The organism is Paenacidovorax caeni (assembly GCF_001298675.1).
Taxonomy (GTDB): Bacteria; Pseudomonadota; Gammaproteobacteria; order Burkholderiales; family Burkholderiaceae_C; genus Paenacidovorax; species Paenacidovorax caeni.
Genome location: NZ_CYIG01000005.1, coordinates 135583 through 161544, shown reverse-complemented (window position 1 = coordinate 161544; position 25962 = coordinate 135583). Strand labels below are relative to the sequence as shown.

The 25962-nt window shown below is 67.3% G+C and carries 27 protein-coding genes; 11 read left to right on the top strand and 16 right to left on the bottom strand.

The genetic code is table 11. The features are described 5' to 3' along the window. Positions 1-54: 54 nt before the first annotated feature. Positions 55-567, bottom strand: a complete 513-nt coding sequence (locus tag BN2503_RS03375) for an LPS-assembly lipoprotein LptE (protein WP_054255226.1) — start codon at positions 565-567, stop codon at positions 55-57. Beyond that, the gene (gene leuS, locus BN2503_RS03370) at positions 568-3273 is read right to left on the bottom strand and encodes a leucine--tRNA ligase (RefSeq protein WP_054255225.1); all 2706 of its coding nucleotides are present in this window, start codon (positions 3271-3273) and stop codon (positions 568-570) included. A 415-nt stretch (positions 3274-3688) separates the two neighbouring features. Between leuS and BN2503_RS03365 the strand changes: the two genes are divergently transcribed. After that, the gene (locus BN2503_RS03365) at positions 3689-4291 is read left to right on the top strand and encodes a bacteriohemerythrin (RefSeq protein WP_199445235.1); all 603 of its coding nucleotides are present in this window, start codon (positions 3689-3691) and stop codon (positions 4289-4291) included. 42 nt (positions 4292-4333) lie between these two features. Here BN2503_RS03365 and BN2503_RS03360 read toward each other — a convergent pair whose 3' ends face one another. From BN2503_RS03360 to BN2503_RS03345, 4 genes are read right to left on the bottom strand one after another with little or no spacing between them, the layout of a single operon-like run. Next, positions 4334-4783, bottom strand: coding sequence for an ExbD/TolR family protein (locus tag BN2503_RS03360; protein ID WP_054255223.1), 450 nt, complete (start codon positions 4781-4783; stop codon positions 4334-4336). Between the two features lie 5 nt (positions 4784-4788). Further along, on the bottom strand, positions 4789-5436 hold the full coding sequence (locus BN2503_RS03355) for a MotA/TolQ/ExbB proton channel family protein (RefSeq protein WP_054255222.1): 648 nt from the start codon (positions 5434-5436) through the stop codon (positions 4789-4791). Between the two features lie 7 nt (positions 5437-5443). Continuing rightward, positions 5444-6277, bottom strand: coding sequence for a 4-hydroxy-tetrahydrodipicolinate reductase (gene dapB / locus BN2503_RS03350; RefSeq protein WP_074930036.1), 834 nt, complete (start codon positions 6275-6277; stop codon positions 5444-5446). Between the two features lie 54 nt (positions 6278-6331). Beyond that, positions 6332-6886 (bottom strand): outer membrane protein assembly factor BamE, encoded by a 555-nt coding sequence (locus tag BN2503_RS03345; protein WP_054255220.1) that lies wholly within the window; start codon positions 6884-6886, stop codon positions 6332-6334. Between the two features lie 93 nt (positions 6887-6979). Between BN2503_RS03345 and fur the strand changes: the two genes are divergently transcribed. Then, a complete protein-coding gene (fur, locus tag BN2503_RS03340) occupies positions 6980-7399 on the top strand; it encodes a ferric iron uptake transcriptional regulator (protein ID WP_054255280.1) in 420 nt (139 codons plus the stop codon). Positions 7400-7406: 7 nt separating this feature from the next. On the opposite strand, the gene hprK is transcribed toward fur, so the two are convergent. The 3 genes from hprK to hpf form a co-directional block, all read right to left on the bottom strand. Then, positions 7407-8363, bottom strand: coding sequence for an HPr(Ser) kinase/phosphatase (hprK, locus tag BN2503_RS03335; protein ID WP_054255219.1), 957 nt, complete (start codon positions 8361-8363; stop codon positions 7407-7409). A 16-nt stretch (positions 8364-8379) separates the two neighbouring features. After that, entirely contained in the window at positions 8380-8847 is a 468-nt protein-coding gene (locus tag BN2503_RS03330; protein ID WP_054255279.1) for a PTS sugar transporter subunit IIA, read from the bottom strand. Positions 8848-9057: 210 nt separating this feature from the next. Next, positions 9058-9390 carry a ribosome hibernation-promoting factor, HPF/YfiA family gene (hpf, locus tag BN2503_RS03325; RefSeq protein WP_054255218.1) on the bottom strand — a complete coding sequence of 111 codons (333 nt, stop codon included), beginning with the start codon at positions 9388-9390 and terminating at the stop codon, positions 9058-9060. 266 nt (positions 9391-9656) lie between these two features. On the opposite strand from hpf, the gene BN2503_RS03320 reads away from it, so the two are divergent. Continuing rightward, complete coding sequence (locus BN2503_RS03320; protein ID WP_054255217.1) at positions 9657-10577, top strand: phosphoribosylaminoimidazolesuccinocarboxamide synthase; 921 nt, start codon at positions 9657-9659, stop codon at positions 10575-10577. Between the two features lie 3 nt (positions 10578-10580). Here BN2503_RS03320 and BN2503_RS03315 read toward each other — a convergent pair whose 3' ends face one another. Both BN2503_RS03315 and trxA read right to left on the bottom strand, forming a co-directional pair. Beyond that, a complete protein-coding gene (locus BN2503_RS03315) occupies positions 10581-11390 on the bottom strand; it encodes a YbaY family lipoprotein (RefSeq protein WP_054255278.1) in 810 nt (269 codons plus the stop codon). Positions 11391-11410: 20 nt separating this feature from the next. Next, on the bottom strand, positions 11411-12319 hold the full coding sequence (gene trxA, locus BN2503_RS03310) for a thioredoxin (protein WP_054255216.1): 909 nt from the start codon (positions 12317-12319) through the stop codon (positions 11411-11413). Between the two features lie 99 nt (positions 12320-12418). Here trxA and purE point away from each other — a divergent pair, with 99 nt between their 5' ends. From purE to BN2503_RS03290, 4 genes are read left to right on the top strand one after another with little or no spacing between them, the layout of a single operon-like run. Then, positions 12419-12913, top strand: coding sequence for a 5-(carboxyamino)imidazole ribonucleotide mutase (purE, locus tag BN2503_RS03305; RefSeq protein ID WP_054255215.1), 495 nt, complete (start codon positions 12419-12421; stop codon positions 12911-12913). Further along, positions 12910-14082, top strand: coding sequence for a 5-(carboxyamino)imidazole ribonucleotide synthase (locus BN2503_RS03300; RefSeq protein WP_054255214.1), 1173 nt, complete (start codon positions 12910-12912; stop codon positions 14080-14082). The genes purE and BN2503_RS03300 overlap by 4 nt, the downstream gene beginning before the upstream one ends. A 2-nt stretch (positions 14083-14084) precedes the next feature. After that, positions 14085-15068: an L-threonylcarbamoyladenylate synthase gene (locus BN2503_RS03295; protein ID WP_054255213.1), complete on the top strand. Its 984-nt coding sequence runs from the start codon at positions 14085-14087 to the stop codon at positions 15066-15068. 55 nt (positions 15069-15123) lie between these two features. Next, positions 15124-16086 carry an SGNH/GDSL hydrolase family protein gene (locus BN2503_RS03290; protein WP_054255212.1) on the top strand — a complete coding sequence of 321 codons (963 nt, stop codon included), beginning with the start codon at positions 15124-15126 and terminating at the stop codon, positions 16084-16086. A gap of 64 nt (positions 16087-16150) precedes the next feature. On the opposite strand, the gene BN2503_RS03285 is transcribed toward BN2503_RS03290, so the two are convergent. Both BN2503_RS03285 and dacB read right to left on the bottom strand, forming a co-directional pair. After that, positions 16151-17425, bottom strand: coding sequence for a lipase family protein (locus BN2503_RS03285; protein ID WP_054255277.1), 1275 nt, complete (start codon positions 17423-17425; stop codon positions 16151-16153). A 144-nt stretch (positions 17426-17569) separates the two neighbouring features. Then, a complete protein-coding gene (gene dacB / locus BN2503_RS03280) occupies positions 17570-18967 on the bottom strand; it encodes a D-alanyl-D-alanine carboxypeptidase/D-alanyl-D-alanine endopeptidase (protein ID WP_233494995.1) in 1398 nt (465 codons plus the stop codon). A 163-nt stretch (positions 18968-19130) separates the two neighbouring features. Between dacB and tsaB the strand changes: the two genes are divergently transcribed. The 4 genes from tsaB to corA all read left to right on the top strand — a co-directional run bounded on the left by tsaB (position 19131) and on the right by corA (position 22223). Further along, entirely contained in the window at positions 19131-19841 is a 711-nt protein-coding gene (gene tsaB, locus BN2503_RS03275; protein ID WP_054255210.1) for a tRNA (adenosine(37)-N6)-threonylcarbamoyltransferase complex dimerization subunit type 1 TsaB, read from the top strand. After that, positions 19838-20335 (top strand): ribosomal protein S18-alanine N-acetyltransferase, encoded by a 498-nt coding sequence (gene rimI, locus BN2503_RS03270; RefSeq protein WP_054255209.1) that lies wholly within the window; start codon positions 19838-19840, stop codon positions 20333-20335. The genes tsaB and rimI overlap by 4 nt, the downstream gene beginning before the upstream one ends. Next, positions 20326-21063, top strand: a complete 738-nt coding sequence (locus BN2503_RS03265; RefSeq protein ID WP_054255208.1) for a uracil-DNA glycosylase family protein — start codon at positions 20326-20328, stop codon at positions 21061-21063. The genes rimI and BN2503_RS03265 overlap by 10 nt, the downstream gene beginning before the upstream one ends. Before the next feature lie 173 nt (positions 21064-21236). Further along, on the top strand, positions 21237-22223 hold the full coding sequence (gene corA / locus BN2503_RS03260; protein WP_054255207.1) for a magnesium/cobalt transporter CorA: 987 nt from the start codon (positions 21237-21239) through the stop codon (positions 22221-22223). Between the two features lie 64 nt (positions 22224-22287). Here corA and BN2503_RS03255 read toward each other — a convergent pair whose 3' ends face one another. The 3 genes from BN2503_RS03255 to BN2503_RS03245 all read right to left on the bottom strand — a co-directional run bounded on the left by BN2503_RS03255 (position 22288) and on the right by BN2503_RS03245 (position 25760). Next, on the bottom strand, positions 22288-23040 hold the full coding sequence (locus BN2503_RS03255; protein WP_054255206.1) for a 5'-methylthioadenosine/adenosylhomocysteine nucleosidase: 753 nt from the start codon (positions 23038-23040) through the stop codon (positions 22288-22290). Between the two features lie 52 nt (positions 23041-23092). After that, positions 23093-24772, bottom strand: coding sequence for a long-chain-fatty-acid--CoA ligase (locus BN2503_RS03250; RefSeq protein ID WP_054255205.1), 1680 nt, complete (start codon positions 24770-24772; stop codon positions 23093-23095). Positions 24773-25073: 301 nt separating this feature from the next. Next, complete coding sequence (locus BN2503_RS03245) at positions 25074-25760, bottom strand: hypothetical protein (RefSeq protein WP_233494994.1); 687 nt, start codon at positions 25758-25760, stop codon at positions 25074-25076. Between the last annotated feature and the right edge of the window lie 202 nt (positions 25761-25962).

The following is a 25962-nucleotide window of genomic DNA, read 5'->3' as shown; positions in this document are numbered from 1 at the left end:
ATTGGCCTCCAAGCCTTTTGCATCAAGCGCTGGCAGCTATAAAAAAAGCAGCAATCAAGGCGCCGTGCTGGGGCGCACGGCAGCCAGGCGGCGCAGCAGCTGCTGCACGATGTCGGTCTGCATGTTGCGCAGCAGCAGCGCCTCCTCAGCCTCCTTGGCCAGCGCCTGGGTTTCGTTGTAGCTGACGTCGCGCGTCTGCAGCAGTTCGGTGGGACCGATGGGTTCCTCCCCTGCCCGGGTGCGCAGCCTGAAGTTGACACGCAGGCGCAGCTGCAGCTCGCGCACCTGGCCCGCGCTGTTGAAGGCCACGACCACGCGCTCGTGCTGCTCGGACAGCAGGTCGAGGATGGCCTCGGACTGCGTCAGGCGCGCGGGGTCACGCGTCACCTGAAGGTCGCCGCCAGAGCTGGCCAGCGTGCGCTCCAGCTCGCGCGCCAACGGTGAGGACGGCGGCGCGGCGATGTAGAGCGAGCGAAACGCGAACTCGGGCGCACCGCGCAGGCGAAAGCCGCAAGCCGCCAGCAGCGGCACGGCGGCCAGGGGAGCAAGCAGGGCGCGCCGCTGCATTCAGACCACCAGGTTGACCAGGCGCCCGGGCACCACCACGACCTTCTTCGGCGTGGCGCCTGCGGCGAATTTCTCGAAGGCCTCGCTGGCCACGGCCAGGCGCTCGATCTCGGCCTTGTCGGCGGCGGCGGGCACGCGGATGGATCCACGCAGCTTGCCGTTGACCTGCAGCATCAGCTCGATCTCGTCCTGCACCAGTGCAGCCGGATCGACCTGCGGCCAGGGCGCATCGAGCAGGTCGCCCAGCACGCTGGCGTAGCCAAGCTGGCTCCACAGCCCGTGGGCGATGTGCGGCGTGGCCGGGTAGAGCACGCGCAGCAGGATGCCGAAGCCCTCGATCAGGGCCACGGGGGCGCCGGCGTCGCCGTGGGCCTTGAAGTCTTCCAGCGCGTTGATCATCTTCATGGCGCCAGAGACCACGGTGTTGTACTGCATGCGCTGGTAGTCGTACTGCACCTGCTTGAGCACCGTGTGGATCTCGCGCCGCAGCGCCTGCGCATCGGGGCCGAACTGCACGTCCTTCAGGCTGGTGTAGCCGGCCACGCTGGCGTCGGCGGCCACCTTGTCGATGGCGGCGAGCTTGACTGCGAAGTTCCACACACGGCGCAGGAAGCGGTAGCTGCCTTCCACGGCGGCGTCGTTCCACTCCAGCGTCAGCTCGGGCGGCGCGGTGAACATGGTGTACAGGCGCGCGGTGTCGGCGCCGTACTTCTCTATGAGCTGCTGCGGATCGACGCCGTTGTTCTTCGACTTGGACATGGTGCCCACGCCCTCGTAGTCGATGGGCGTGCCCACGGGCAGCAGCCCGTCGCCACTTTCGGCCGGGTTCTTCAGCTTGGCGCCGATGATCTTGCCCGCGTCGTCATAGATGTGCTCCACATCGTGCGGCCAGAAGTAGTCCTTGCCGCCCTTGGCGGTGCGGCGGCTGTAGATGTGGTTCAGCACCATGCCCTGGGTGAGCAGCTTGGTGAAGGGCTCGTCCACCTTCACCAGCCCCAGGTCGCGCATCACCTTGGTCCAGAAACGTGCGTACAGCAGGTGCAGGATGGCGTGCTCGATGCCGCCGATGTACTGGTCCATCGGCATCCAGTAGTCGGCGCCTTCGGCCACCATGGCTTCGCGGTTCTTCGGGTCGCAGTAGCGCATGAAGTACCACGAGCTGTCCACGAAGGTGTCCATGGTGTCGGTCTCGCGCCGCGCCGGTTTGCCGCAGCACGGGCAGACCACGCCGGCGTGGAAGGCTTCACTTTTCACCAGCGGGTTGCCGCTGCCGTCCGGCACCAGGTCTTGCGGCAGCACCACGGGCAGGTCTTTTTCCGGCACAGGCTGCGCGCCGCAGTCCGTGCAGTGGATGATGGGAATCGGTGTGCCCCAGTAGCGCTGGCGGCTCACGCCCCAGTCGCGCAGGCGCCAGGTGGTTTTCTTCTCGCCCAGACCCTTGGCTGCGAGCAGCTCGGCCACCTTGTCCACGGCCTGCGCGTGGCCCAGGCCATCGAGTTCGCCGGAGTTGACGCACACGCACTTTTGCTTGTCGCCGTACCACTCTTGCCACGTATCGGTGCCAAAGCTTTGGCCTTCCACCGCCACCACCTGCTGGATGGGCAGGTTGTATTTTTTAGCGAAGGCGAAATCGCGCTCGTCGTGCGCGGGCACGCCCATCACGGCGCCGTCGCCGTAGCTCATGAGCACGTAGTTGCCCACCCACACCTCGACCTGCGCGCCGGTGAGTGGGTGCGTGACGTGCAGCCCCGTGGGCATGCCCTCTTTTTCCTTGACGGCCAGCTCAGCCTCGGTGGTGCCGCCCTTCTTGCATTCCTCGATGAAGGCAGCCAGCTTTTCGTTCGTGGCAGCGGCGTGCTGCGCCAGCGGGTGCTCGGGCGCGACGGCGCAGAAGGTCACGCCCATGATGGTGTCCGCGCGCGTGGTGAAGACGTACATCTTGCCGTATTGGATCGGTTCGCCCGCCGCGTTCTGGATGTTGTGCGTGAAGGCAAAACGCACCCCTGCGCTCTTGCCGATCCAGTTTTCCTGCATCAGCCGCACCTTGTCGGGCCAGCCGGTCAGCGTGGCCTTGTCGTTGCCGACCTGCACGTGGTCGAGCAGCTCCTGCGCGTAGTCGGTGATCTTCAGGTAGTAGCCCGGGATTTCACGCTTTTCCACCAGCGCGCCGGTGCGCCAGCCACGGCCGTCGATCACCTGCTCGTTGGCCAGCACGGTCTGGTCCACCGGGTCCCAGTTCACCACCTGGGTCTTGCGATAGGCGATGCCTTTTTCCAGCATCTTCAGGAACAGCCACTGGTTCCAGCGGTAGTAGTCGGGGTCGCAGGTGGCGACTTCGCGGCTCCAGTCAATGGCCAGGCCCATGGCCTGCATCTGGCCCTTCATGTAGGCGATGTTGTCGTAGGTCCACTGCGCGGGCGGCACCTTGTTCTTCAGCGCGGCGTTCTCGGCGGGCAGGCCGAAGGCGTCCCAGCCCATGGGCATCAAGACGTTGTAGCCGTTCATGCGCAGGTAGCGCGTGAGCATGTCGTTGATGGTGTAGTTGCGCACATGCCCCATGTGCAACTTGCCGCTGGGGTAGGGCAGCATGGAGCAGGCGTAGAACTTCTTCTTGCCTGCGTCCTCGGTCACGCGGTAGGCGTCGGTGGCGGCCCAGTGGGCGTGCGCGGCGCGCTCCACCTCGGTGTGGTTGTATTTGTCTTGCATGGGAATGGGTGAGAGAGGCTGTGCAGTCTCGGCAACTGCGTTGCACGGATTTTAGGCGCTCGGCGCCATGCCCCCCGCCGAAGGGCCGACGCACCCTCCGCGACCACCCACCCCCTGCGCCCGGCCCGCGCCACGCAGGCGGCAAAACCTGGCGCACAACGCAAAAACCATAGCTGCCAGCGCTTTTCTAGCCAGGGTTTCAGTGAGAAAACACCATGAAACCTTGAACAGGAAAGCGCTACAAGCTATTTCTTTAATAGCAACACCCCATGCTCCCGCACCTTGCATCCCGGTACGCCCCCAAACCCCAGGCGCGACACGCCAGCGGTCAATCAGCCCCCCGGGCCACCAAGCGCCAGAAAGACAAGCGGCCCACCACGCAGCGCACCACAGGCAGGGCAACTGGTGCAGCCAAATGAGGCGTCGACCCAACAACCAACCACCGAAGCCGTGCCAGCGCACGGCAACGCCGATATGCTCACACTGGCTGTATGGTTATTCTGCAGCCAGCACCACGAAAGATCTTTTCATCCTCGAGAAAGCAACCGAATCCATGAAATTGGCCGCACCGCTTGTGACTTGGCAAAACAGCTACGCCCTCGGCCTGGAGGAGATTGACGAACAGCACAAGATGCTCTTCGACATCATGAACCGCATCTGGGAAGGCATCGTGCGCAACGCCGATGCCACCACGATCGGCAGCGCGCTGGAAGACCTGGAACGCTATACCGTTCTGCACTTCACCGAAGAAGAAACCTTCATGCGCAGCATCCGGTACCCGAACTTTGATGCCCATGTCGCACTGCACCGCCGCTTCGTGCAGCGCGTCGCCGAGGAAAAGGCCAAGGCACAAAGCGGTGAGCGGATCAGCCTGGAGTTGCTGCACTTCCTGCGTGATTGGCTGGTCAACCACATCCTGGTGGAAGACAAGCGCTACGTGACGCAGTTTCAGACCGAAAAGCACCACACCTCGCTGCTCGGGCGCTTCTTTGCACGTTTGGGGAAGAAAACGGCCTGAAGCCTTTTAGGACGCGCGCCTGGCGCTACATTTTAAATAGCATCAACGCAGCGCGCGAGGCGCTGCGCCTGGCGGCGGATTCGGCGGCTCGGACACGAAGCCGATGCGCGCCAAGCCTGCCGCGTGGGCGGCGCCCATGATCTCAACCACGCGGCCGTAGGGCACGGCAGCGTCGGCGCGCAGCTGGATCTCGGTATCGGGCTGCGCGGCCCCCACTTCGGCCAGGCGCGCGGCCAGCGCCTCTGGCGTGAGGGGCCGGTCGTCGATGAACGCCTGGCCCGTGCGATCGACCACCAACGTGAGTGCGTGCACGGGCGCACCCGGCACCCCGCCCTGGGCGCGCGGCAGCTCCAGTTGGATGCTGCTGGCCAGCAGCGGCGCGGTCAGAATGAAGATCACCACCAGCACCAGCATCACGTCGACCAGCGGCGTGACGTTGATTTCGCTCATGGGCTGCGGCCCGGTGGTGCGCTCCAGCCTACCGAATCCCATGCGCGTCAGCCCAGCAGCAGCTCGCGCAGGTCGCGCGCGAAGCCTTCAAGGTCGGCCTCCAGGCGCCCGGTGATGCGGCCATACACGTTGTAAGCCAGCACCGCGGGAATGGCCACGGCCAGCCCCGCAGCGGTCATGACCAGGGCCTCGCCCACCGGGCCGGCCACGCGCTCGATGGTGATCTGGCCCGCACCCGCAATGGTCGCCAGCGCATGGTAGATGCCCCACACGGTGCCCAGCAGGCCGACGAAAGGCGCCGTCGAACCCACCGTGGCCAGCAGCACCTGGCCCCATTGCAGACGCCCGAGTACGCCGTGCAGCGCATCGCGCAGTACACGCGTGAGCTGCTGCGCACGGCTGCCTTGCGCGGCCAGCGAGCCGGACGGCGCGCCCGCTGCCAGCGCGTGGGCGGCACCTGCCAGCGGCAGGATCAGGGATTCGCGGTCGAAGGGCTGCACGCGGCTGGCGGCATCGGCCAGGCTGGCGGCCTGCCAAAAGGCGGCCGTGGCACGCGGCAGGTCGGCGCTGGCGCGGCGCAGCAGGCGCAACTTCCACAGGATGACGACCCAGCTCGCCACCGACATGGCGAGCAACAGCAGCGCCGTGACCTGGGTCACGGCATCGCCTTGGCGCCACCAGTGCAGCAGGTCCATGGCGTGCTCAGTCGTTCAGGCCGAGGACGTCGAACATATCGAACAGCCCAGTACGATGCGCCGCCAGGAAGCGCGCGGCGCGCAGGCTGCCCTGGGCGTAGCCCGCGCGGCTGGAGGACTTGTGCGAAATCTCGATACGCTCGCCCGTGCCCGCGAACAGCACCGTGTGGTCGCCCACGATGTCGCCGCCACGGATGGTGGCGAAGCCGATGGTGGACGGATCACGCTCCCCCGTGACGCCTTCGCGGGCGTAGACGGCGCAGTCCTTCAGATCGCGCCCCAGGGCCTGGGCGATAACCTCGCCCATCTTGAGCGCGGTGCCCGAGGGGGCGTCCACCTTGTGGCGGTGGTGGGCCTCGATGACCTCGATGTCATAGCCCGTGGACAGCGCCCGGGCCGCCATGTCGAGCAGCTTGAGCGTGACGTTCACGCCCACGCTCATGTTGGGTGCGAAGACGACAGCCGTCTTTTGCGCGGCAGCGGCGATGGCCTCTTTCTGCTCTGCCGTGAAGCCCGTGGTGCCGATCACGGCTTTGACGCCGACTTGGGCACACACGGCCAAATGCTCCAGTGTGCCCTCGGGACGGGTGAAGTCGATCAGCACGTCGGCGTTGGCCAGGCCCGCGCGCACGTCCGCAGTGATGGGCACGCCGCTGGCCACGCCAAGGAAGGCCGTGGCGTCGGAACCGATGGCCGGACTGGAGGCGATGTCGAGGGCACCGGCCAGCACGCAGTCGCCGCTGGCACGCACAGCTTCAATCAGCATGCGGCCCATGCGGCCAGATGCGCCGGCGATGGCAACGCGGATCGCAGGAGCTGCGGACGGGGAAGTAGCGGTCATGGAAATCCTGGCAAATGAAAGATGGCGCCCCGCAGCCGGCGCGCCAAGGGCAGATCAGCGCGCGGAAGATTCCAGCGGCGGGTAGTGCCGGGGCGCGGCGCCAGCATCGGGCGCCGCAGGGCTGGTGGACGGTGCGCGTTCAGGTGCGGGGTAGCGTTCCAGCTGGGCCTCGGTGGCTTCCAGCACGGGCACTTTGCGCGGCACGGCACGCGACCCCAGGGTGGCGACAAACTCGGCCTCGGTCGGCATCTCGTCGCCCTCGGAGCGCACGAACTCGTCGCCCTCAAAGAACACGACGAGCTTGCGCGTCTGCACCTCTTCGCCCTGCTTCTTGAGGGTGAACACGTAGTCCCAGCGGTTGGCATGGAACAGGCTGGTGACCAGCGGCGTGCCGAGGAGGTCACGCACCTGCTGGCGGCTCATGCCAGGCTGCAAAGCCTGCACCTGCTCGCGCGAGACAAAGTTGCCCTGCACCACGGTGGCACGGTAGGGCTTGAGGGTTTCGACCATCGCGCGCCCGGAGAGGTCGACGCTGCCGCAGGCGCTCATGGCAGCACCAATGGACACAATCAGCGCCACACGGGCGCTGCAACGGGCTGTGGCATGCATGGGGTAAGGCTATGAGGCTATGATCCGGCCCATTGTAGCGGCTGGTACCGAATGCCCGGCCCGCGCTTTGCGGCGTATGCGAAAGACCTTGCCATGACGAATATCGACGAACTCAAAAGCACTGGACTCAAGGCCACGCTTCCACGCCTGAAAATCCTCGAAATCTTCCAAAAGGGCGTGCAACGCCACATGACCGCGGAAGATGTGTTCCGCACCCTGCTCGACGAACGCTCCGACATCGGCCTGGCGACCGTGTATCGGGTGCTGACGCAGTTTGAGCAGGCGGGCATCCTGCTGCGCAGCAACTTCGAGAGCGGCAAGGCCGTCTACGAACTGAACGAAGGCCAGCACCACGACCACTTTATTTGCACGGCCTGCGGAAAGGTCGAGGAATTCTACGATCCGGAGATCGAGAAGCGTCAGCAGGCCATCGCCAAGTCCAAGGGTTGGGTGGTGCAAGACCACGCCATGGCGCTGTACGGCCAGTGCGCAAGCTGCGCGAGCAAAGGCTGATTGGCCGCTAGAAGTCGCTGCTGTGCTCCATGGCACGGCGGTGACGCTCGACGAACTCCTGGTAGGTATCGATTCCGCGCAGTTGCAGGATGGTGTTGCGCACCGCTGCCTCAACCAGCACGGCGATGTTGCGTCCGGCGACCACCTGGATGACCACCTTCAGCACCGGGATGCCCAGTACATCCTGGGTCAACGGCTCGTAGGGCAGGCGTTCGTACTCGCGCTCCAGCGTTTCCTTGCGCACCAGGTGCACGATGAGCCGCAGGCGCATGCGGCGGCGCACAGCCGACTCGCCGAAGATGGCACGGATGTCCAGCAGACCAATGCCACGCACTTCAAGCAGGTTTTGCAGCAGCGCAGGGCACTTGCCCTCGATGGTGTTCTGGTTGATGCGGTACAAATCCACCGCATCGTCGGCCACGAGGCCATTGCCGCGCGAGATCAGCTCCAGCCCCAGCTCGCTCTTGCCCAGGCCAGACTCGCCCGTGATGAGCACACCCAGACCCAAAATGTCCATGAACACGCCATGCATGGTCATGCGTTCGGCGAAATGCTTGGACAGGTAGGCGTGCAACACGTCGATCACGAAGGCCGAGGACTCGCGCGTGGCAAACATCGGAATCTGAGCGCGCTCGCACATGGAAACGAGCTCGTCCGGCGCTGCCTGTCCGTCGGCCAGCACCAGCACCGGCGGCTCCAGGGTGACGATGCGCGAGACACGGCGCTTGCAGTCCTCGGGCGTGGCGTTGCCCAGGTAGGCGATCTCGCGCTCACCCAGCACCTGCACGCGGTACGGGTGGATGTAGTTGAGGTGCCCCACGAGATCCGCGCCCGAGCGGGCGCTGCGGATGGCCACTTCGTCGAAACGGCGCTCCGACGCACTCAGCCCTGCCACCCACTCCCAGCGTAACTGGCCGCGAAAGGCCTCGAACAGGACATCGGCGCTGACGACGTTGGGTTTCACAGCGGACGCAGCGGGCTTATGCCGCCTGGGTGGATTGCCAGCCGGCGATCATGCCGTGCAGCTCGGCCGCGTCGGTGCAGGCCTTGATCCGCTCCCGCAACGCACCATCGCTGAGCAATTCGGCGATTTCGGAGAGGATTTCCAGGTGCTTCTGCGTTGCCGCTTCGGGCACAAGCAGAAAGATGAGGAGGTTCACGGGCTGCTCGTCGGGCGCATCGAAACCAATCGGTCGCTCCAGCTGAAACACCGCAGCCATGGGGGACTTCAACCCCTTGATGCGCCCATGTGGAATCGCCACGCCATGGCCAAGGCCCGTGGAGCCCAGGCGCTCGCGGGCAAACAAACTGTCGGTAATCAGGGCACGCGACAGGCCATGCTGGCTTTCAAACAGCAACCCGGCTTCTTCAAAGGCACGCTTTTTGCTGGTGGCATCAACGCTCACGAGAACCTGAGCGGTCGGCAAGATGGAGGCAAGTCGGTTCATGGTGGTGTCGGTCATTATGCACACGGTGCTTGGAAACGCGCCGGGTTGGGTTCTGTGCGCCCGGTAGCCTCGCAATATTTTGTTGCAATGCAAAAATAGTGTAATGCGAGTGTGCCCAGTGTCCCAAACAGGGGGCTATGGCAAGCAGCAAAAAAGCCGCCCCGGAAGGCGGCTTTCAGTGCCGGAACCTGCCCCGGCCGCGTGCATTGCTCAGGCGTAAACACGCTTGAGCGCATCGGCCTGGTGGTCTTGCAGCCGGTTCTTGTGGCGCACGACGATGCGGTCGAGCTTGTCCATCAGCTCATCCACGGCCGCGTACAAATCCGCGTGCGCGCTCTCGGCGAACAGGTCGTTGCCCTTGACGCGCACATTGCATTCGGCCCGCTGCCGCTTTTCCTTCTCCTTTTGCTTCTCGACCGACAACAGCACTTTCACATCCACCACCTGGTCGAAATGGCGGGTGATCCGATCCAGCTTGGTCATGACATAGCTACGCAAGGCGGGGGTGACTTCGAGGTGGTGACCGCTGATCGTCAAGTTCATGGATATGCCTCCTATGGCGCTCGGTTGAACACTGCGGCCCGCTGCGCTGGGCCGCCCCTGAGAACTTGTGGTTTCACTATGCGCCCAGCCCCGGCGGAAAGCAATCCGATTCCGCCATAGCGCACCGGGTTATGGCACGCCAGGTGCCAAAACGGTGCAAACCTGCGCACAATGGACAGGCTTTGGGCAGTGCTCCAGCGGGAGACCTAGAATCGCGCCCTGGCGGGGACAGCCCCGCCGCGCGCCGAACCAACCCTCCCATAGCCATGACCCAGCCCAGCACTCCCGCCCTGCACACCTCTGCCCTGACTTCGCTGCCCCTGCTGGCGCGCGGCAAGGTGCGCGACAACTACGCCGTGGGCGACGACCGCATCCTGATGGTGGCCAGCGACCGTCTCTCGGCCTTCGACGTCATCATGGGCGAGCCCATTCCCGGCAAAGGCGAACTGCTGACGCAAATGGCGCTGTTCTGGTTCGGCAAGCTCGGCCACATTTGCCCCAACCACCTCACGGGTGAAGCACCCGAAAGCGTGGTCTCGCCCGCCGAGGTGCCGCAGGTGCGCGGCCGCTCGATGCTGGTGCAGCGCCTCAAGCCCATCCTCGTTGAAGCCGTGGTGCGCGGCTATCTGGCCGGCAGCGGCTGGAAGGAGTACCAGGCATCCCAATCGGTCTGCGGCGTGCCGCTGCCCCCGGGCCTGACCAACGCGGCCAAGCTGCCCGCGCCCATCTACACGCCCGCAGCCAAAGCCGAGGCGGGCGACCATGACGAAAACATCACCTTCGAGCGCACGGTGGAGATGATCGGCCTGGACCTGGCCACGCGCATCCGCGACATCTCCATCCGCCTGTACCAGGAGGCGGCCGACATCGCCCTGGCCAAGGGCATGATCATTGCCGACACCAAGTTCGAGTTTGGCCTGGCGCCCGACGGCACGCTGGTGCTGATGGACGAGGTGCTCACGCCCGACAGCTCGCGCTACTGGCCCGTGGAGGGCTACGCCGACGCACTCGCCAAGGGCGAGAACCCGCCGAGCTACGACAAGCAGTTCGTGCGTGACTGGCTGGAACAGGCCAAGGTCAACGGCAAGCCCTGGGACAAAACCGCCCCGGCACCGCGCCTGCCGCAGGACGTGATCGAGAAAACCGCCGCCAAGTACCGCGAAGCGCTCGAACGCCTGACGGCCTGAAGCTCACTGCGGCAGCAGTGGCACCTCGATCTCGTCCAGCGACGGCTCGCCGCGCTCCTGCGCTGTGAAGCGCAGCAGCGGCTGGCCTTCCTCGTCGCGCAGCTCCAGCGTGCGGCCTTGCTGGTGGAAGGCGGCAACGGCGGCCAGGCGCTCCAGGTAGGCCAGCTCGCTGCGCCCGCCTGCCAGGCACAGCCGCAGCGACACATCGAACTCCGACAGGCGCAGCGCGCCACCTTGCTGCGCGTAGCTGGCGACAAAGCGGTTGCAGCCCCCCGAGCCACTGGCGCGCGGCATGCCGCGCTGCAGTACCAGATGTGCCGCGCTCGCGCCCTGTGCTGGCGCACCGACAGCTTCGCCGCCGACGATTTCCTCCAGCCGCCAGTAGGTCTGCTGCAGGGGCACCGCCGCCGTCGCGGTGGCTGCACTTTGGTGTGGCAAGGCCAGTTGCACGTCTACATGGCGGGACAAGGGCGTCCACAGCACCGGGTGAACGCCGGGCGCGTCCAACAGCAGGCGGCCACGCCAGCGCACCGCCGCACGCACCTCGTAGCGCCCCTCGGTCTGGATCTGCGCCTGACGGTAAGGAATGCGCAGCGCGTACGGCAGCGGCCCCGCCGGGTCCACGCGCTGGCGTGCCAGTACCAGCGGCGGCGCACTGTCGTCCGTTACGTCCACCAGTGCCGCCTCGAAATAGGCATCGGGCGGCACGTACAGCCGCTCGCGCGCAAAGACGGTGCCGGACACCTGGGCGTCCGGCGCGGGCGCCGTGGCGCAGCCCGCCAGCGCCAGAGCGGCTGCGGCAGCGCACACCATCCAGCGCACGGCGGTTTGTCTCAGCTCAGCACGACGCTGGACAGGCGGCGCCGGTACGTCGCCACCACCGGATCCTCGGGCGGGATCTGGCCCTCGGCCACCTTGGGCTTGGGCGGCTCGATGATTTCGAGGATGGACACATAGGTCTTGCGTGCCGCCTCCTCGCCCCAGGCCTTGTCGCGCATGAGGATTTCGAGCAGCTCGTCCATCGCTTCCGTCCAGCGCTGCTGCGCCATGAGCCAGCGCGCGCGGCCAAAGCGCGCCTCGAAGTCGCGCTTGTTGGCCGCAATTTTTGCATCAAATTCGGCTCCAGCGCTTTCTCCGTAAGCGCTAGCAGCTACGAAATCAAGAGCATCCATCCAGTCCTTGAGCGCCCCCAGGCGGCGCGAGCCCGCAGCCTTGGCGATGACGGGCGCAAAGGCCACCTTGGCGTCATCCTCGCGGCCGAGCTGCAGCAGCAGCTTGACGTAGTCGAAGCGCGCCTCGTCGTTGGCCGGGTCAGTGGCCACGGCGTGCTGCAGGTGTTCCAGCGCGCTGGCGGTGTCGCCTTCGGCCAGGGCGTCCAGTGCTTCGGACTCGGCCTCGTCGGCCTCCACCTCCTCGACGCTGGGCAGGTGCTTGTCGAGAAACTCGCGCACCTGGCCCTCGGGCAGCGCGCCCATGAATCCATCCACAGGCTGGCCGTTCATCAGCAGCACGCAGGTGGGAATGCTGCGGATGCCGAACATGGCGGCAAGCTGCTGCTCCTGGTCGGAATCGATCTTGGCCAGCTTGAAGCGGCCGGCGTAGGCCACCTCCAGCTTTTCCAGCACCGGCCCCAGCGTCTTGCACGGGCCGCACCAGGGCGCCCAGAAGTCCACCAGCACGGGCACCTGCATGGAAGCGGCGATGACTTCGGCTTCAAAATTCTGGACGGTTACATCGATCATGGAAGGGATCCTCTGCAAAGCATGGCGCCTGGGCGGCGCAAAAGTAAAATCGGGGGTTCCACTCAAGGCGCAGCGCCCACGCGCAGCGCCGCACAGCACATGAAACCCATACAGATCGGCGTGGTCATGGGCTCCAGCAGCGACTGGGACACCATGCAGCACGCAGTAGAGATTCTCCGGCAATTCGGTATCGCCCACGAGGCCCAGGTCGTCTCGGCCCACCGCATGCCCGACGACATGTTTGCCTACGCCGAGCGCGCGGCAGAGCGCGGGCTCAAGGCCATCATCGCAGGCGCGGGCGGTGCCGCCCACCTGCCCGGCATGATCGCCGCCAAGACCACCGTGCCGGTGCTGGGCGTGCCGGTGGCCAGCCGCCACCTGCAAGGCGTGGACTCGCTGCACAGCATCGTGCAAATGCCCAAGGGCATTCCCGTGGCCACGTTCGCCATCGGCCAGGCTGGCGCCGCCAACGCGGCACTGTTCGCCGTGGCGCTGCTGGCCAATGAGGACCCGGCCCTGCGCCAGCAGCTTGAACAGTTCCGCGCGCAGCAGACCGAAGCCGCGCGCGCCATGACGCTGCCGCCCGCCGCATGAGCACGCACCCCATCCACCTGCTGCCCCCCGGCGCCACGCTGGGCGTACTCGGCGGCGGCCAGCTCGGGCGCATGTTCGCGCACGCCGCGCAGGCCATGGGCTACTTCACCGCCGTGCTGGACGCCGATGCCGACAGCCCCGCCGGCCGCATCAGCCACCACCACATCCGCACCGCTTACGACGACCCGGACGGCCTGGCGCAACTCGCCAGCCTGTGCGACGCGGTGACCACCGAGTTCGAGAACGTGCCCGCCGTGGCCCTGGCCGCGCTGGCCGGGCAGTGTCCCGTGGCGCCCGCCGCACGCGCCGTGGCCGTGGCGCAGGACCGCGCGCAGGAGAAGGCGCACTTCGTCGCGTGTGGCGTACCCTGCGCACCGCATGCGGTCATCGAGACAGCTGAACAGCTCGCCGCCGTGCCCACCAGCCTGCTGCCCGGCATTTTGAAGACCGCCCGCCTGGGTTACGACGGCAAGGGCCAGGTGCGCGTGCAAACCGCCGCCGAGCTGGCCGCCGCCTGGGTGCAGCTTGGCCGCGTGCCCTGCGTGCTGGAGCAGATGCTGCCGCTGGCGTTTGAATGCTCGGTGATCGTGGCGCGCGGGCACGACGGCGCCACCGTGCACCTGCCGGTGCAACGCAACCTGCACCGCGACGGCATCCTGGCCGTCACCGAGGTGCATGAAGGAAATGTGCCTCCAGCCCTTGCCAGTCAAGCGGTAGAAGCTGCAATTTCGATAGCAAACGGCCTGCTGTACGTGGGCGTGCTGTGCGTCGAATTCTTCGTGCTGCAGGACGGCCGCCTGGTGGTCAACGAAATCGCCCCGCGCCCGCACAACAGCGGCCACTACAGCCAGAACGCCTGCGACGTGTCGCAGTTCGAGCTGCAGGTGCGCACCATGGCCGGCCTGCCGCTGGTACAGCCGCGCCTGCACAGTGCCGCCGTCATGCTCAACCTGCTGGGCGACCTGTGGTTCACGCAAGGCGACACGGCGCAAACCCCGCCCTGGGAGGCGGTGCTGCAACTGCCCGGCGCACACCTGCACCTGTACGGCAAGAGCGCTGCCAAGCACGGGCGCAAGATGGGCCACCTGAACATCACGGCCGCCACGCCCGAAGCGGCGCGCGCCACGGCGCTGCAGGCTGCCGCGCTGCTGGGCATTGCGCCTTTCTGACCATGGTACTCGACGGCCAGCAAGACGCCTCCATCACCGCCGCGGCCCAGGCGCTGCGCGCGGGCCAGCTCGTCGGCCTGCCCACGGAAACGGTCTACGGCCTGGCGGCCGACGCCGACAACGACCAGGCCGTAGCCCAGGTGTACACCACCAAGGGCCGCCCGGCGGACCACCCGCTGATCGTGCACGTGGCCGACGCCAGCGGCATCGGCCACTTTGCCCGCAACGTGCCCGCCTTTGCCCAGGCGCTGGTGCAGGCCTTCTGGCCCGGCCCGCTCACGCTGATCCTGCCGCGCCGCCCCGGCCATGGTGCCGCCGCCGCCGGGCAGCAGGACAGCATCGGCCTGCGCTGCCCGGCCCACCCGGTGGCCCAAGCGCTGCTGCGTGCCTGTGTGGCAGCGGGGGTGCATGGCGTGGCCGCGCCCAGCGCCAACCGTTTCGGCCGTGTGAGCCCGACCACCGCCGCGCATGTGCAAGACGAGTTCGGCGACGGCCTGCTGGTGCTCGACGGCGGCGCCTGCGCCGTGGGGATCGAATCGACCATCGTCGACTGCACGCGGGGCGTGCCGGTGCTGCTGCGCCCCGGCGCCATCACGCGGGCCCAGATTGCCGCCGCCTGCGGCATCGCTCCGCTCTCGAAAGAGGAGCTGCCCGCGCACACCCCACGCGCCTCGGGCACGCTGGAGGCGCACTATGCGCCGAACGCCAAGGTGCGCCTGATGGATACCAAGGCACTGCAGGCCGGCCTCGATCTGCTGGGCAGCGACGCCGCGCACCTGGCCGTGTACGCCCGCACGCCTCTGCGCGCGCCCCAGGTGCTGCTGCGGCGCATGCCGCAAGACGCAGAGGCGGCGGCCCAGGAGCTGTTCGCCGCGCTGCGCGGCTTCGACGACGCGGGCGTGCGCCTGGTCTGGATCGAATGGCCGCCCGCCACCCCCGAATGGGAAGGCGTGCGCGACCGGCTGCAGCGTGCCGCAGCCGCCTGATACCGCTGAACGCCGCTTGACGTTTACACTTTCGCCCACTTTTTTGGAGAAATTCATGGCTTCTCATTGGATGCGCCGCAGCCTTCTGGCCGCCGCCTGTGCTTCGGCCGCGCTGCTCGCGGCCTGCGGTTCCAGCACCGTCGATTCCGCCATCTCGCCGCAGCGCGCCGTGGTCTTCGGCGATGCCGTGAACGACGTAGGCCAGAAGGGCTCGGCCTACACCGTCAACGTCACCAACGGCAGCCGCATCAACTGGACGACGCAGTTCGCCTCGTACTGGAACCTGCCCGTCACCCCGGTATCAACCGGCGGCAGCAACTATGCCCAAGGCAATGCGCGCATCAGCGCCAAGCCTGACGCCGCAGGCGACGCCACCACGCCCACCATCACCGAGCAAATCAACAACTTCCTGGCCGCCAACAAGACCTTCGGCGCCCAGGACATCGTGCTGATCAACGGTGGCATCAGCGACCTCATCGCCGGCATGGCGCAGGTCAATGCCGGCCAACTGACGGCCGACGCCTTCCGCGCCCAGGCGCGCCAGTGGGGCGTGGACCTGGCGACCCAGGTGCGCCGCATCACCGAAGCGGGTGGCACCCACGTGGTGCTCGCCGGTGTGTACGACCTGAGCCGCACCCCCTGGGCCGCGGCCATCGGGCAGCAGGCGCTGCTGAAGGACGTGAGCCGCGCCTTCAACACCGGCCTGCAGGTCTCCCTGACCGAGTTGGGCAACAAGGTGCAGTACGTGGACCTGGAGTACTACGTCAACCTGTACACCGATACACCCTCGAGCTTCTCCTTCGACAACGCCACGCAGGCGGTGTGCACCTCGGTTGACGCGGGCAACGGCATCGGCACGGGCACGGGCCAGATCAACTCGGCACTGTGCACCCCGTCCACCGTGCTGGCCGGCGCCAACGTCGACCGCTACGTGTTCGCCGACAACGTGTACCTCACGCCCTCGGCGCACCGCCAGTTCGGCACCTACGCCGTGGACAAGGTGCGTCTGCGCTGGTAAGCCCTGCCCCCGCCAAAAAGCCGACCCAAGGGTCGGCTTTTTTGTTTCTGGGGCGGGTGGCGGCTTACTTGACCGCGTCAAACATCCCACGCGCCTGCGCCAGGCAGAACGGAGGCTCGTACTGGCCGTGGTAGTTGCCGTAGTAGGTGGCAAATGCGGCGGAAGTGGGGTCGGTTGGCGCCTTGCCACCAATGCCGAAAGTGGCCTGGACGTACGCGTCCACGTCCACCGAGGTGACGTTCTTCACGCCCCGGCTGTCAAAGTCCGCCTTCATGGGCCGCTGGTGCACTGCCGGTGGCACGGTGGGGTCGCCCGCGCCGCCGCACAGCAGCACGGGCGCCTTGGGCGTCCAGCCCAGCAGCTCGTTCTTCTTGGCGGCCAGATAGAACGGATGCGTGGCGCTGGTGCTGGCGCCGGCCAGGTAGTCGGCCTGGAACATGGCATCGCGCGCCTGGTCGGGCGTGCCGCCCGGCAGGTCACCGCTGGCGATGAGCTGCGAGGACCCCTTGGTGGGGTTGGGCATCAGGTTTTCGATGTAGCCGGAGTACGGCGCCTTGAAGACCGTCTTCACGTCGGTATACAGATTGCCGTACACCTTCTGCCAGGACGTGACCATGAAGGGAACGAAGACCTGGTAGCCCGCGATGGCGACGGGCACGCGCACCGCGTCGCCCAGGTTGTAAGGCCCCGCGAGGTGGGCGCCAGCGGCCACGTTGAACTCGCTGCCATAGTCGCGCTCGGCTGCGCGCTGCGCCGCCATCGACGCATGCCCGCCCTGCGAGTAGCCCGAGAACATCACCTTGCCCGAGAGGTTGGCGCCCACGCTCGCAGCCGCCTGGCGCGCGGCCCGCACAGAGTCGATGATGGTCGTCGCCTCGGAGTCGGCATGCAGGTAGGGGTGGAACGCGTAGCTCGACTTGGCGTAGCCAAGGTAGTCGGTCGCCACCACGGCATACCCCTGGGCCGCGAAGAAGGCGGCCAGCAGAAAGGTCTCCGAATCTTGCGGATTCGCCATGGTGCGGGTCTTGAGCACGTCCGTGCCGCGCGCATAGGCCAGCAGCGGTGCGGCTTGCGTGCAGGCGCCGCTGGGCACCAGCATGGCACCGGAAGCGTTGGTGTTCTCGCCGGGCTTGGCACCCACGGTGTTGTAGTTCAGCGCCACCACCTTCACATCGCACTTGGCCTTGCCGGTCAGCGCCTGCAGGCCGGCACTGGCGGCGCTTGCATCGATCTGCGCGGCGGTCAGGGTGGTCAGCACGGCGGGCGGATCAATCAGCGCGCCGCGCTCGGGGCCATCCGAGCCCCCGCAGGCCACAAGCAACACCGCGGCGGAGGCCACGCAGGTCAGGCGGAAATAGGTCTTAGAGGGAACCCTTTGGTCTGTGAACAGCACGGCATCGTGCGCCCACCTGCGCTGCACCATCCATTGGGGATAACGCGGATCAGCCCCGGGGGCATGCGCCGTACAGGCCCATCCATTCGCTCACTGGTCGCGCGCGGCCCAGTCGATCAGGCTGTCCAGCACGGGCCGTGCGACGCTGGCGTTGGGGTGGTTGACGATGGCCACCAGCACCTGGCGCCGGCCGTTGGCGGCGTGCACATAGCCGGCCACGGCCATCACATCACGCAGGCTGCCGGTCTTGAGGTGGGCCGCACCCGCCGCACGGCTGGTACTGCGGCGCAGCGTACCGTCCACGCCGGCGATGGGCAGCGACGCCAGGTACTCGGGCATGACCGGCGCGGCCCAGGCCAGCTGCAGCATGCGTGCCAGGGCCTGGGCGCTGATGCGCGCCTCGCGGCTCAGGCCCGCACCGTTGTCCACCACCGGCAGGTCCGCATCGCCGCCCAGGCGCTGGCGCCACCAGCGCTGCAGGGCGTCGCGCGCGGCCTCGAAGCTGCCCGCGCCGCCCTTTTGCAGCCCCAGTGTCAGAAACACCTGCTGCGTCATGACGTTGTTGCTGTACTTGTTAATGTCACGCACCACCTCGGCCAGTGCGGGCGAGGTGGTGCTGAACGCGGGCTGGAGCCCCGCCGGCACCCTGCCGTCGCGCACCTGGCCTGCCAGCGTGCCGCCGAGTGCGCGCCACATGCCCTCGATGGCCCGCGCACTGAAGGCCGCGGGCTGCGCTGGCGCCACGGCCCAGGTGCGCTCGCCGCAGGCGGCGGGAAAGACTCCGGCGAAGGCGATGCGCGCGGCCTCGCCCAGCTCGGCGCGCAGGGTCTGGCGCCAGTCGCCGCAGGCCGTGCCCGGCGCCGCCAGGGGTACGCTGGCCTGGAACTGCAGGCCCGCCAACGGTGGTTCGTAGGACACGCGCGCCACGCCGGCCACGCTGTCCGGCACGAAAGTCAGGGCGATGGCCTGGTAGTTGACCAGCAGCGCATCGGGCGCCACGTTGTAGGGCCGGTTGGGCTCGCCATCGAAAGCCGCCGGGTCGTGCGCGCCCAGGCTGAAAGCGCTGCGGTCGAGCACGATGTCGCCCGCGATGGCGTGCACGCCCTGCGCCTGCAGGCGGCGCAGCAGCAGCCACAGCCGTTCGACCACGAGTTTGGGATCGCCCCGGCCCTGGATATAGACATTGCCCTGCAGCGTGCCGCCCTGCAGCGTGCCCTCCAGGTACACCGGCGTCTGCCAGGTGTAGGCGGGCCCCAGCTGGTCCAGCGCAGCGAAGGTGGTGACCAGCTTCATCACCGAGGCCGGGTTCACCGGCACCTGCGCACGCCAGGCCAGGCGCGGCGGCTTGCGCGGTGCATCGGCATCGGCCACCACCACGGCCAAAGCCTCAGGCGGCAGCTTGGCGGCGGCCAGCGCCGCCTGCACCTCGGCGGGAAGGACCGACGCGGGCTGCGCGGCCGCCGCGCTGCACAGCAGCACGGCCAGCATGCAGACAGCCCCACGGCCGCGAAGACGGGAGAGACCAAAGGAGTACATGCTCACATTTTAAGCAAATTTGGCCTTCAACCCTTACGCAGCAAGCGCTGGCAGCTATCATTTTTGATATTTCGTCAAGGCGTCGATAATCCAGGGCTGCTTTGCCTGCCTGCCCATGAAACTGCTTGCCTTCGACACCAGCACCGACACCCTGTCCATCGCCGTTCAGCACGGCACACAGGTGTGGACGCACAGCGGCCCCGGTGGCGCGCACGCCTCGGGCACGCTGATCCCTGGTGTCCAGGGCCTGCTGGCGCAGGCTGGGCTGGCCTTGGGGGACTTGCAGGCCATCGCCTTCGGGCGTGGCCCCGGCTCGTTCACCGGACTGCGCACGGCCTGCGCCATCGCCCAGGGCCTGGCCTGGGGTGCCGGCCTGCCCGTGCTGCCGATCGACACCCTGCTTGCCGTGGCCGAGGAAGCCCGTGCACTGCACGGCTGCACCGCGGTGGTGGCGACGCTGGACGCCCGCATGGGCGAGGTCTACCACGCGCCCTGGCAATGGGACGGCAACCAGTGGACGGCGCTGGCCGACTGCGGCCTGTGCGCGCCTGAAGCCGTGCCCGTACCCTCCGGTTTCGCCCTTGTGGGCAACGCGCCGGCGGCCTACGGCGAGCGCCTGGCCCCCGAAGCGGCCACCGCACCCCGGCTGCACGCCCTGCCCAGTGCGGCGGCGCTGCTGCGCCTGGCACCTGCCTGGCTGGCCGCGGGCCGCGCCGTGCCCGCCAGCCAGGCGCTGCCGCTGTACGTACGCGACAAGGTGGCGCAGACCACCGCCGAGCGGGCCGCACTGCGGCAGGCCGCAGCGCAGACCACCGCAGCCCCATGAGCGCCCACGCCGCGCACGCCACCACCCAGCCCGCGTCTGGGCACGCTACGCGCTTCGAGGCGCTGTCACTGGCGCGCCTGGATGCCTTGCTGGACGTCGAGCAGCAGGCCTATACCCATCCCTGGACGCGCGGCAACTTCATCGACACCCTGGCGGCTGGCTACCAGGCCGAATTGCTGCTGGCTGGAGACACGTTGCTCGGCTACTACGTCGCCATGCAGGGGGTGCAGGAGGCGCACCTGCTCAACATCACCGTGGCCCCGCAGCACCAGGGCCAGGGCTGGGCACGCGTGCTGCTGGAGGCGCTCAACGCCTGGGCGCGCAGCTGCGGCGCGCAATCCCTCTGGCTGGAAGTTCGCAAGAGCAATACGCGGGCACGCCAAATCTATGAAACCCATGGCTACCGCCGGGTCGGTGTGCGCAAGGCCTACTACCCCGCCGCCGCAGGCCTGCGCGAGGACGCCATCGTCATGCAGCTGAACCTATGCCCCTGAACCTCGACGCACGCCAGCGCGCCATGCTGCAAGAGATGGGCATCACCCTGTGGCTGCCCGGTGCGGCCCCCGCGCCCGCTCCGGCTCCCGCAGCGGCGCTGGCGCCCCCCGCACCATCCGCGCCGATGCCCCCGGTGGCGGCCGCCACGCCTGCCGCCGCCCCCGCGGCACGCCCAGCGGCACCGCCCCCCACCACGGCACCCGCTCCCACCACCACCGCGGCGCCTGCGGCCGAAGCGGCGGCCGGCATGGCCTTCACCCTGGCGGCCCCGCGCCCGGCCTACCCTGCGCAGGCGGCGGCTGCGGGTGCACCCGCGCAGCCCACCTGGCTGGTGGTGGTGGAATGCGCCCAGGAAGACGATCCGTTCGCTGGCGAAACCGGCCGCCTGCTCGACAACATGCTGCGCGCGCTGCGGCTGCACCGGCAGCCGGGCGTCTTCATCGCGCCGCTGCTGCGCGGCCCTACCGCCGCGCCCGCCGCCCTGGCCGATACGTTGCATGCGCTGCGCCCGGCCGTGGTGCTGGCGCTGGGGCTGCCGGCGGCGCGCACGGTACTCGGCTGCAGCGACCCGCTGGGCCGCCTGCGCGCCAGCCCGCAGAGCGTGGAGGGCATTCCCGTGGTTCCCACCTACGCACCCTCGTACCTGCTGCGCGCGCCACAGGCCAAGGCAGCCGCCTGGGCCGACCTGTGCCGCGCGCAGGCCATGGTGCAGCGCAGCAACACGTGAAACACCGACACGGCGCTGTCATTGCTGCGGTGCGATAATCCGCCGCTTGCTTACCGGAGAACACTCCTTGGAAACCTACCCCAGTCGGTAGCTTTCAGCGCCTGGCTCGCTCCGGGTGACTGAAAGCACCCCCTCCCGCTTCGTCGCCCCCGCCCCCCACAAGGAGTGAGCCCATGCTCAACATCTTTACGCTCGCCAATGGCCGCCTGGTCCAGGAAGAGATCGAGTCCCTGGAAGAGCTGTCGCGCTTCCAGCCGATCTGGGTGGACCTGGAGTCCCCCACGCCCGAGGAAAAACGCTGGATCAAGCAGCACTACGGCCTGTCCATCCCCGAAGACGCGATGGACGAGGACATCGAGGAATCGGCGCGCTTCTACGAAGAAGACAACGGCGAGCTGCACATCCGCAGCGACTTTCTCATCGACGACCACGAGCAGCCGCGCGGCGTGCGCGTGGCCTTCATCCTGAACCTGGTCAACGATGAGCTCAAAAGCAAGGGCGTGCTGTTCTCCATCCACGACGCGGACGTGCCCGTGTTCCGCCTGCTGCGCTTGCGCGCGCGCCGTGCACCAGGCCTCATCACCGACGCGCGCGAGGTGCTGCTCAAGCTCTTCGACGCCGACGCCGAATACTCCGCCGACACGCTGGAAGGCATCTACGATGAGCTGGAACTGGCGGGCAAGAAGGTGCTCTCGGGCAACGTGACCGACGCGCTGGCGGGCGAGGTGCTGGGCGCCATCGCGCGCCAGGAGGACTTGAACGGGCGCATCCGCCGCAACGTGATGGACACGCGCCGCGCCGTCAGCTTCATGATGCGCAGCAAGATGCTGAACGCAGAGCAGTTCGAGGAGGCGCGCCAGATCCTGCGCGACATCGACTCGTTGGACAGCCATACGGCCTTCCTGTTCGACAAGATCAACTTCCTGATGGACGCCACCGTCGGCTTCATCAACATCAACCAGAACAAGATCATCAAGATCTTCTCGGTGGCCAGCGTGGCGCTGCTGCCGCCGACGCTGATCGCCAGCGTCTACGGCATGAACTTCCGTGCCATGCCGGAGCTGGAGTGGGAATTCGGCTACGTCTACGCCATTGGGGTCATGATCGCCAGCGCCATCGTGCCCATGCTGTACTTCCGCAAGCGCGGGTGGCTGAAGTAACGCCGCGCATACGCGTGAAAATCGCCTCTAGCGCTTATCCGGCAAGCGCTGGAAGCTCCTTTTTTCAGAGCAAACGCAGCCAGTCCCCGACGATGTGGTCGGCGTAGCGGCTGGCCACGGTGGCGACGAAACGGTTGAAATCGACATGCGCCATATCGTCGGCGCGGTCCGAGATAGTGCGCATAGCGGCGAAGGGCACGCGGTAGTCGGCGCACACCTGGGCCACGGCTGCCCCCTCCATCTCGACCGCCAGCACCGGATGCCCCGCCGCATGCAGCGCGGTGCGCAGCGCATGTGCGTCCTGCGCGGCCGAGACGAAGCGGTCGCCGCTGGCCACCAGGCCCTGGTGCACGCGCGGCGCGGCACCGCCGCCGGCTTGGGAGCCAAGGGCGCCGCCCATCCTTTCCAGGCACGCGCTGGCAGCGTGCACAAGCATCGCCGTCAGAGCCGTATCGCAGGCCAGGCGTGCCGCGCCGTAGCCGGGCAGCTCCCAGCGCGGGAAGAGGGGCGAGGCGTCCATGTCGTGCTGCAGGTAGTCGCTGGCCACCACCACGTCGCCCACGCGCACGCCATCGCCCACGCCGCCGGCCACGCCCGTAAACAAGATACGCGCTGCGCCGAAGCGCTCAATGAGCGCCGTGGCCGTGGTGGCGGCTGCCACCTTGCCCATGCCCGAAAGCGCCAGCACCACGGGCCGGTCGTACAGTTCACCGCGCCAGAAGGAGCGCCCGGCGTGGATGATGCGCTGCGGCTGCGCCAGCGCCTGCACCAGGCCGGCCTGCTCTTCAGGCAGCGCGCTGAGGATGGCCGTGCTCATGGGGGCGCGCCACGCAAGGGCCGCCCCGCCACGCAGCGGCTCAAGGGGGTGCTCACTTCTTGTCCCTCAGCTCGCGGCGCAGGATCTTGCCCACGGGGGTCTTGGGCAGGTCGGTGCGGAACTCGATCACCTTGGGCTGCTTGTAGCCCGTGAGATTGGCGCGGCAGAACTCCTTGACCTGCGCCTCGGTCAGCGCGGGGTCTTTCTTGACGATGACCAGCTTCACGGCCTCGCCGGTCTTCTCATCGGGCACGCCCACCACGGCGCATTCGAGCACGCCAGGCATCTTGGCCACCACGTCCTCGACCTCGTTGGGATAGACGTTGAAGCCGCTGACCAGCACCATGTCCTTCTTACGGTCGACGATCTTGAAGTAGCCGCGCTCGTCGATGATGCCGATATCGCCACTCTTGAAGTAACCGTCCTCGGTCATGACCTTGGCGGTCTCGTCCGGGCGCTGCCAGTAGCCGGCCATGACCTGCGGGCCCTTGATGGCGATCTCGCCGGGCTGGCCCAGGGTGGTGACTTCGTTGCCTTCGTCGTCCAGCAGCTTCATGTAGGTGCTGGGGATGGGCACGCCGATGGTGCCGGTGTAGTCGGTCGCGGTGACCGGGTTGCAACTGGCCGAGGGGCTGGTTTCCGACAGGCCGTAGCCTTCGCAGATGGGGCAGCCCGTCTTTTCCAGCCAGAGCTTGGCCACGGCGCCCTGCACGGCCATGCCGCCGCCCACGGAGATCTTCAGGTTCTTCCAGTTGACCTTGCCGAAGTCGGGGTGGTTGGCCAGGCCGTTGAACAGCGTATTCACCGCCGGGAAGCTGTGGAAGCTGTGGCGCGACAACTCTTTCAGCACCGCAGGCAGGTCGCGCGGGTTGGGAATCAGGATGGTCTTGCCGCCCGTGCGCATGGACAGCATCATGTTCACGGTGAAGGCGAAGATGTGGTACAGCGGCAGCGCGCACACCGCCGTGGGCTGCTCGCCGGCCGGAACCTTGCTCATCACGGGGGCGTTCCAAGCCTCGGACTGCAGCACGTTGGCAATGATATTGCGCTGCAGCAGCACGGCCCCCTTGGAGACGCCGGTGGTGCCGCCGGTGTACTGCAGCAGCGCGATGTCGTCGGGCTTGATGTCCGGCGCCTTGAAGCTGCCGCGCGAGCCCTGGGCAATGGCGTCGTTGAAGCGCACGGCACCGGGCAGGTCGAACTCGGGCACCATCTTCTTGACGTTGCGCACCACGTAATTGACCAGTGCGCCCTTGAGCCAGCCGAGTTGGTCTCCCATGGCACAGAGCACCACATGCTTGATGGGCGTGTTGGCCACGCAGCCCTGCAGCGTGGTGGCGAAGTTCTCGATGATGATGATGGCCTTGGCGCCGGAGTCCTTGAGCTGGTGCTCCAGCTCGCGCGAGGTATAGAGTGGATTGACGTTGACCACCACGTAGCCCGCACGCAGCACGGCCGCCACCGAAACCGGGTACTGCGGCACGTTGGGCATCATGATGGCGACGCGATCGCCTTTGGCCAGCCCCAAGCTCTGCAGATAGGCCGCGAGGGCGCGGCTGAGCGAGTCCGTCTCGGCGTAGCTGATGTCCTTGCCCATGAAGCTGTAGGCGATCCGGTCGGCGTACTTGGTGAACGCTTCATCCATCAGGGCCACCAGGGACGGGTACTGCGACGGGTCGATGTCGGCCGGAACACCTTGCGGGTAAGCGGCCAGCCAGGGGCGGTCTTGCATGCTTGTCTCTCCAAACTTATCGTTACAAAACGGATAGCCCGCATTGTGTCAGCGGGCTCCTTCTCTCACGCAGGTGGTTATCCCGAAGCCGGAACCACCGCTTGATGCTGCGCAACCTCCCCCAGGCACAGGCCGCCGGCCAGTGTGGTGTTCGACGCTTGATGGAACAAATAAAACCGATGGATTTGTCGTCCTGGCGAGGCGCCAACCGCAGCGATAGCCGTAGCTATCGCGAGGATTGACAACGCTGCCAGGGCGGCAAAGACGCGGTTTTATGTTCCAGACAGCGTCGAACACCACACTAAGACCGGGGCCCCGCGGGCACAGGGAAGGGCGGGATGGTGAAGGTGCCGTCCATCATCCCGGTGCTCTGCCGAGCGGCCTGGGCCAGCGCCTCGGTCCACGCCTTGGCGGGCCTGCCGGCCACCAGGAATTCATGGTTGTTGCGCGTTGGTGGCCGCAAAAGGTTCTGCACCACCCAGGCGTCCACCACGACCAGGGCCCCCCGGTCCATGCCATAGCGGTAGCTGATGTAGCTGGCTGGCTGTAGCGGGGCCAGCTTGCGGCCGGCCAGCCACTGCGCCCATTCGCTCTGGTACTTGTCCATCCAGGCGCCGTCGGCCCAGCGCTTCATGCGCAGGCAGTCCACGCGCACGTTGGAGCCGCTGCGTGCGTCCTCCACGTCCATGCCCTGCTGGCGTGGGCAGTTGCCGGTCCACAGCACGTCCTCGCGCTCGAAGTTGCCCCGGTTGGTCTGCACGCGCAGCACCGCCAGCACCTCCTTCTTGGGGCCGTGCAGCACCAGGGTACGCGCCTGCAGCGCAATGCTGCCGCCCGGCTGCGATGGCAGGGGATAGACGGTGTCAGTCGTGCCCAGATCCTCCCAGTCGCCCGCGGGCAGGTTCAGGCGCGAGCGCCCTACCTGGTACTCATTCGGCTGGCGCTCCAGGGGCGCACAGGCCCCGAGCGCCAAGACAGAACAGGCCAAAAGCAGACGGGGCAGCCAACGGCGGGCTGCCAAAGCGGATGTATTCATATCTGACCACAAGCTTACATGAAGATGGTTGCACCCCCGCCGCGTGCGCGCGCTGTAGGGAGCTGCCCCCACACGCGTGGCGCCCGGGCCACGTGCAAAAAAAGGCAGCCCGCAGGCTGCCTTGGCATGGCCGGTGCGCGGGCGGCAAGCGCCC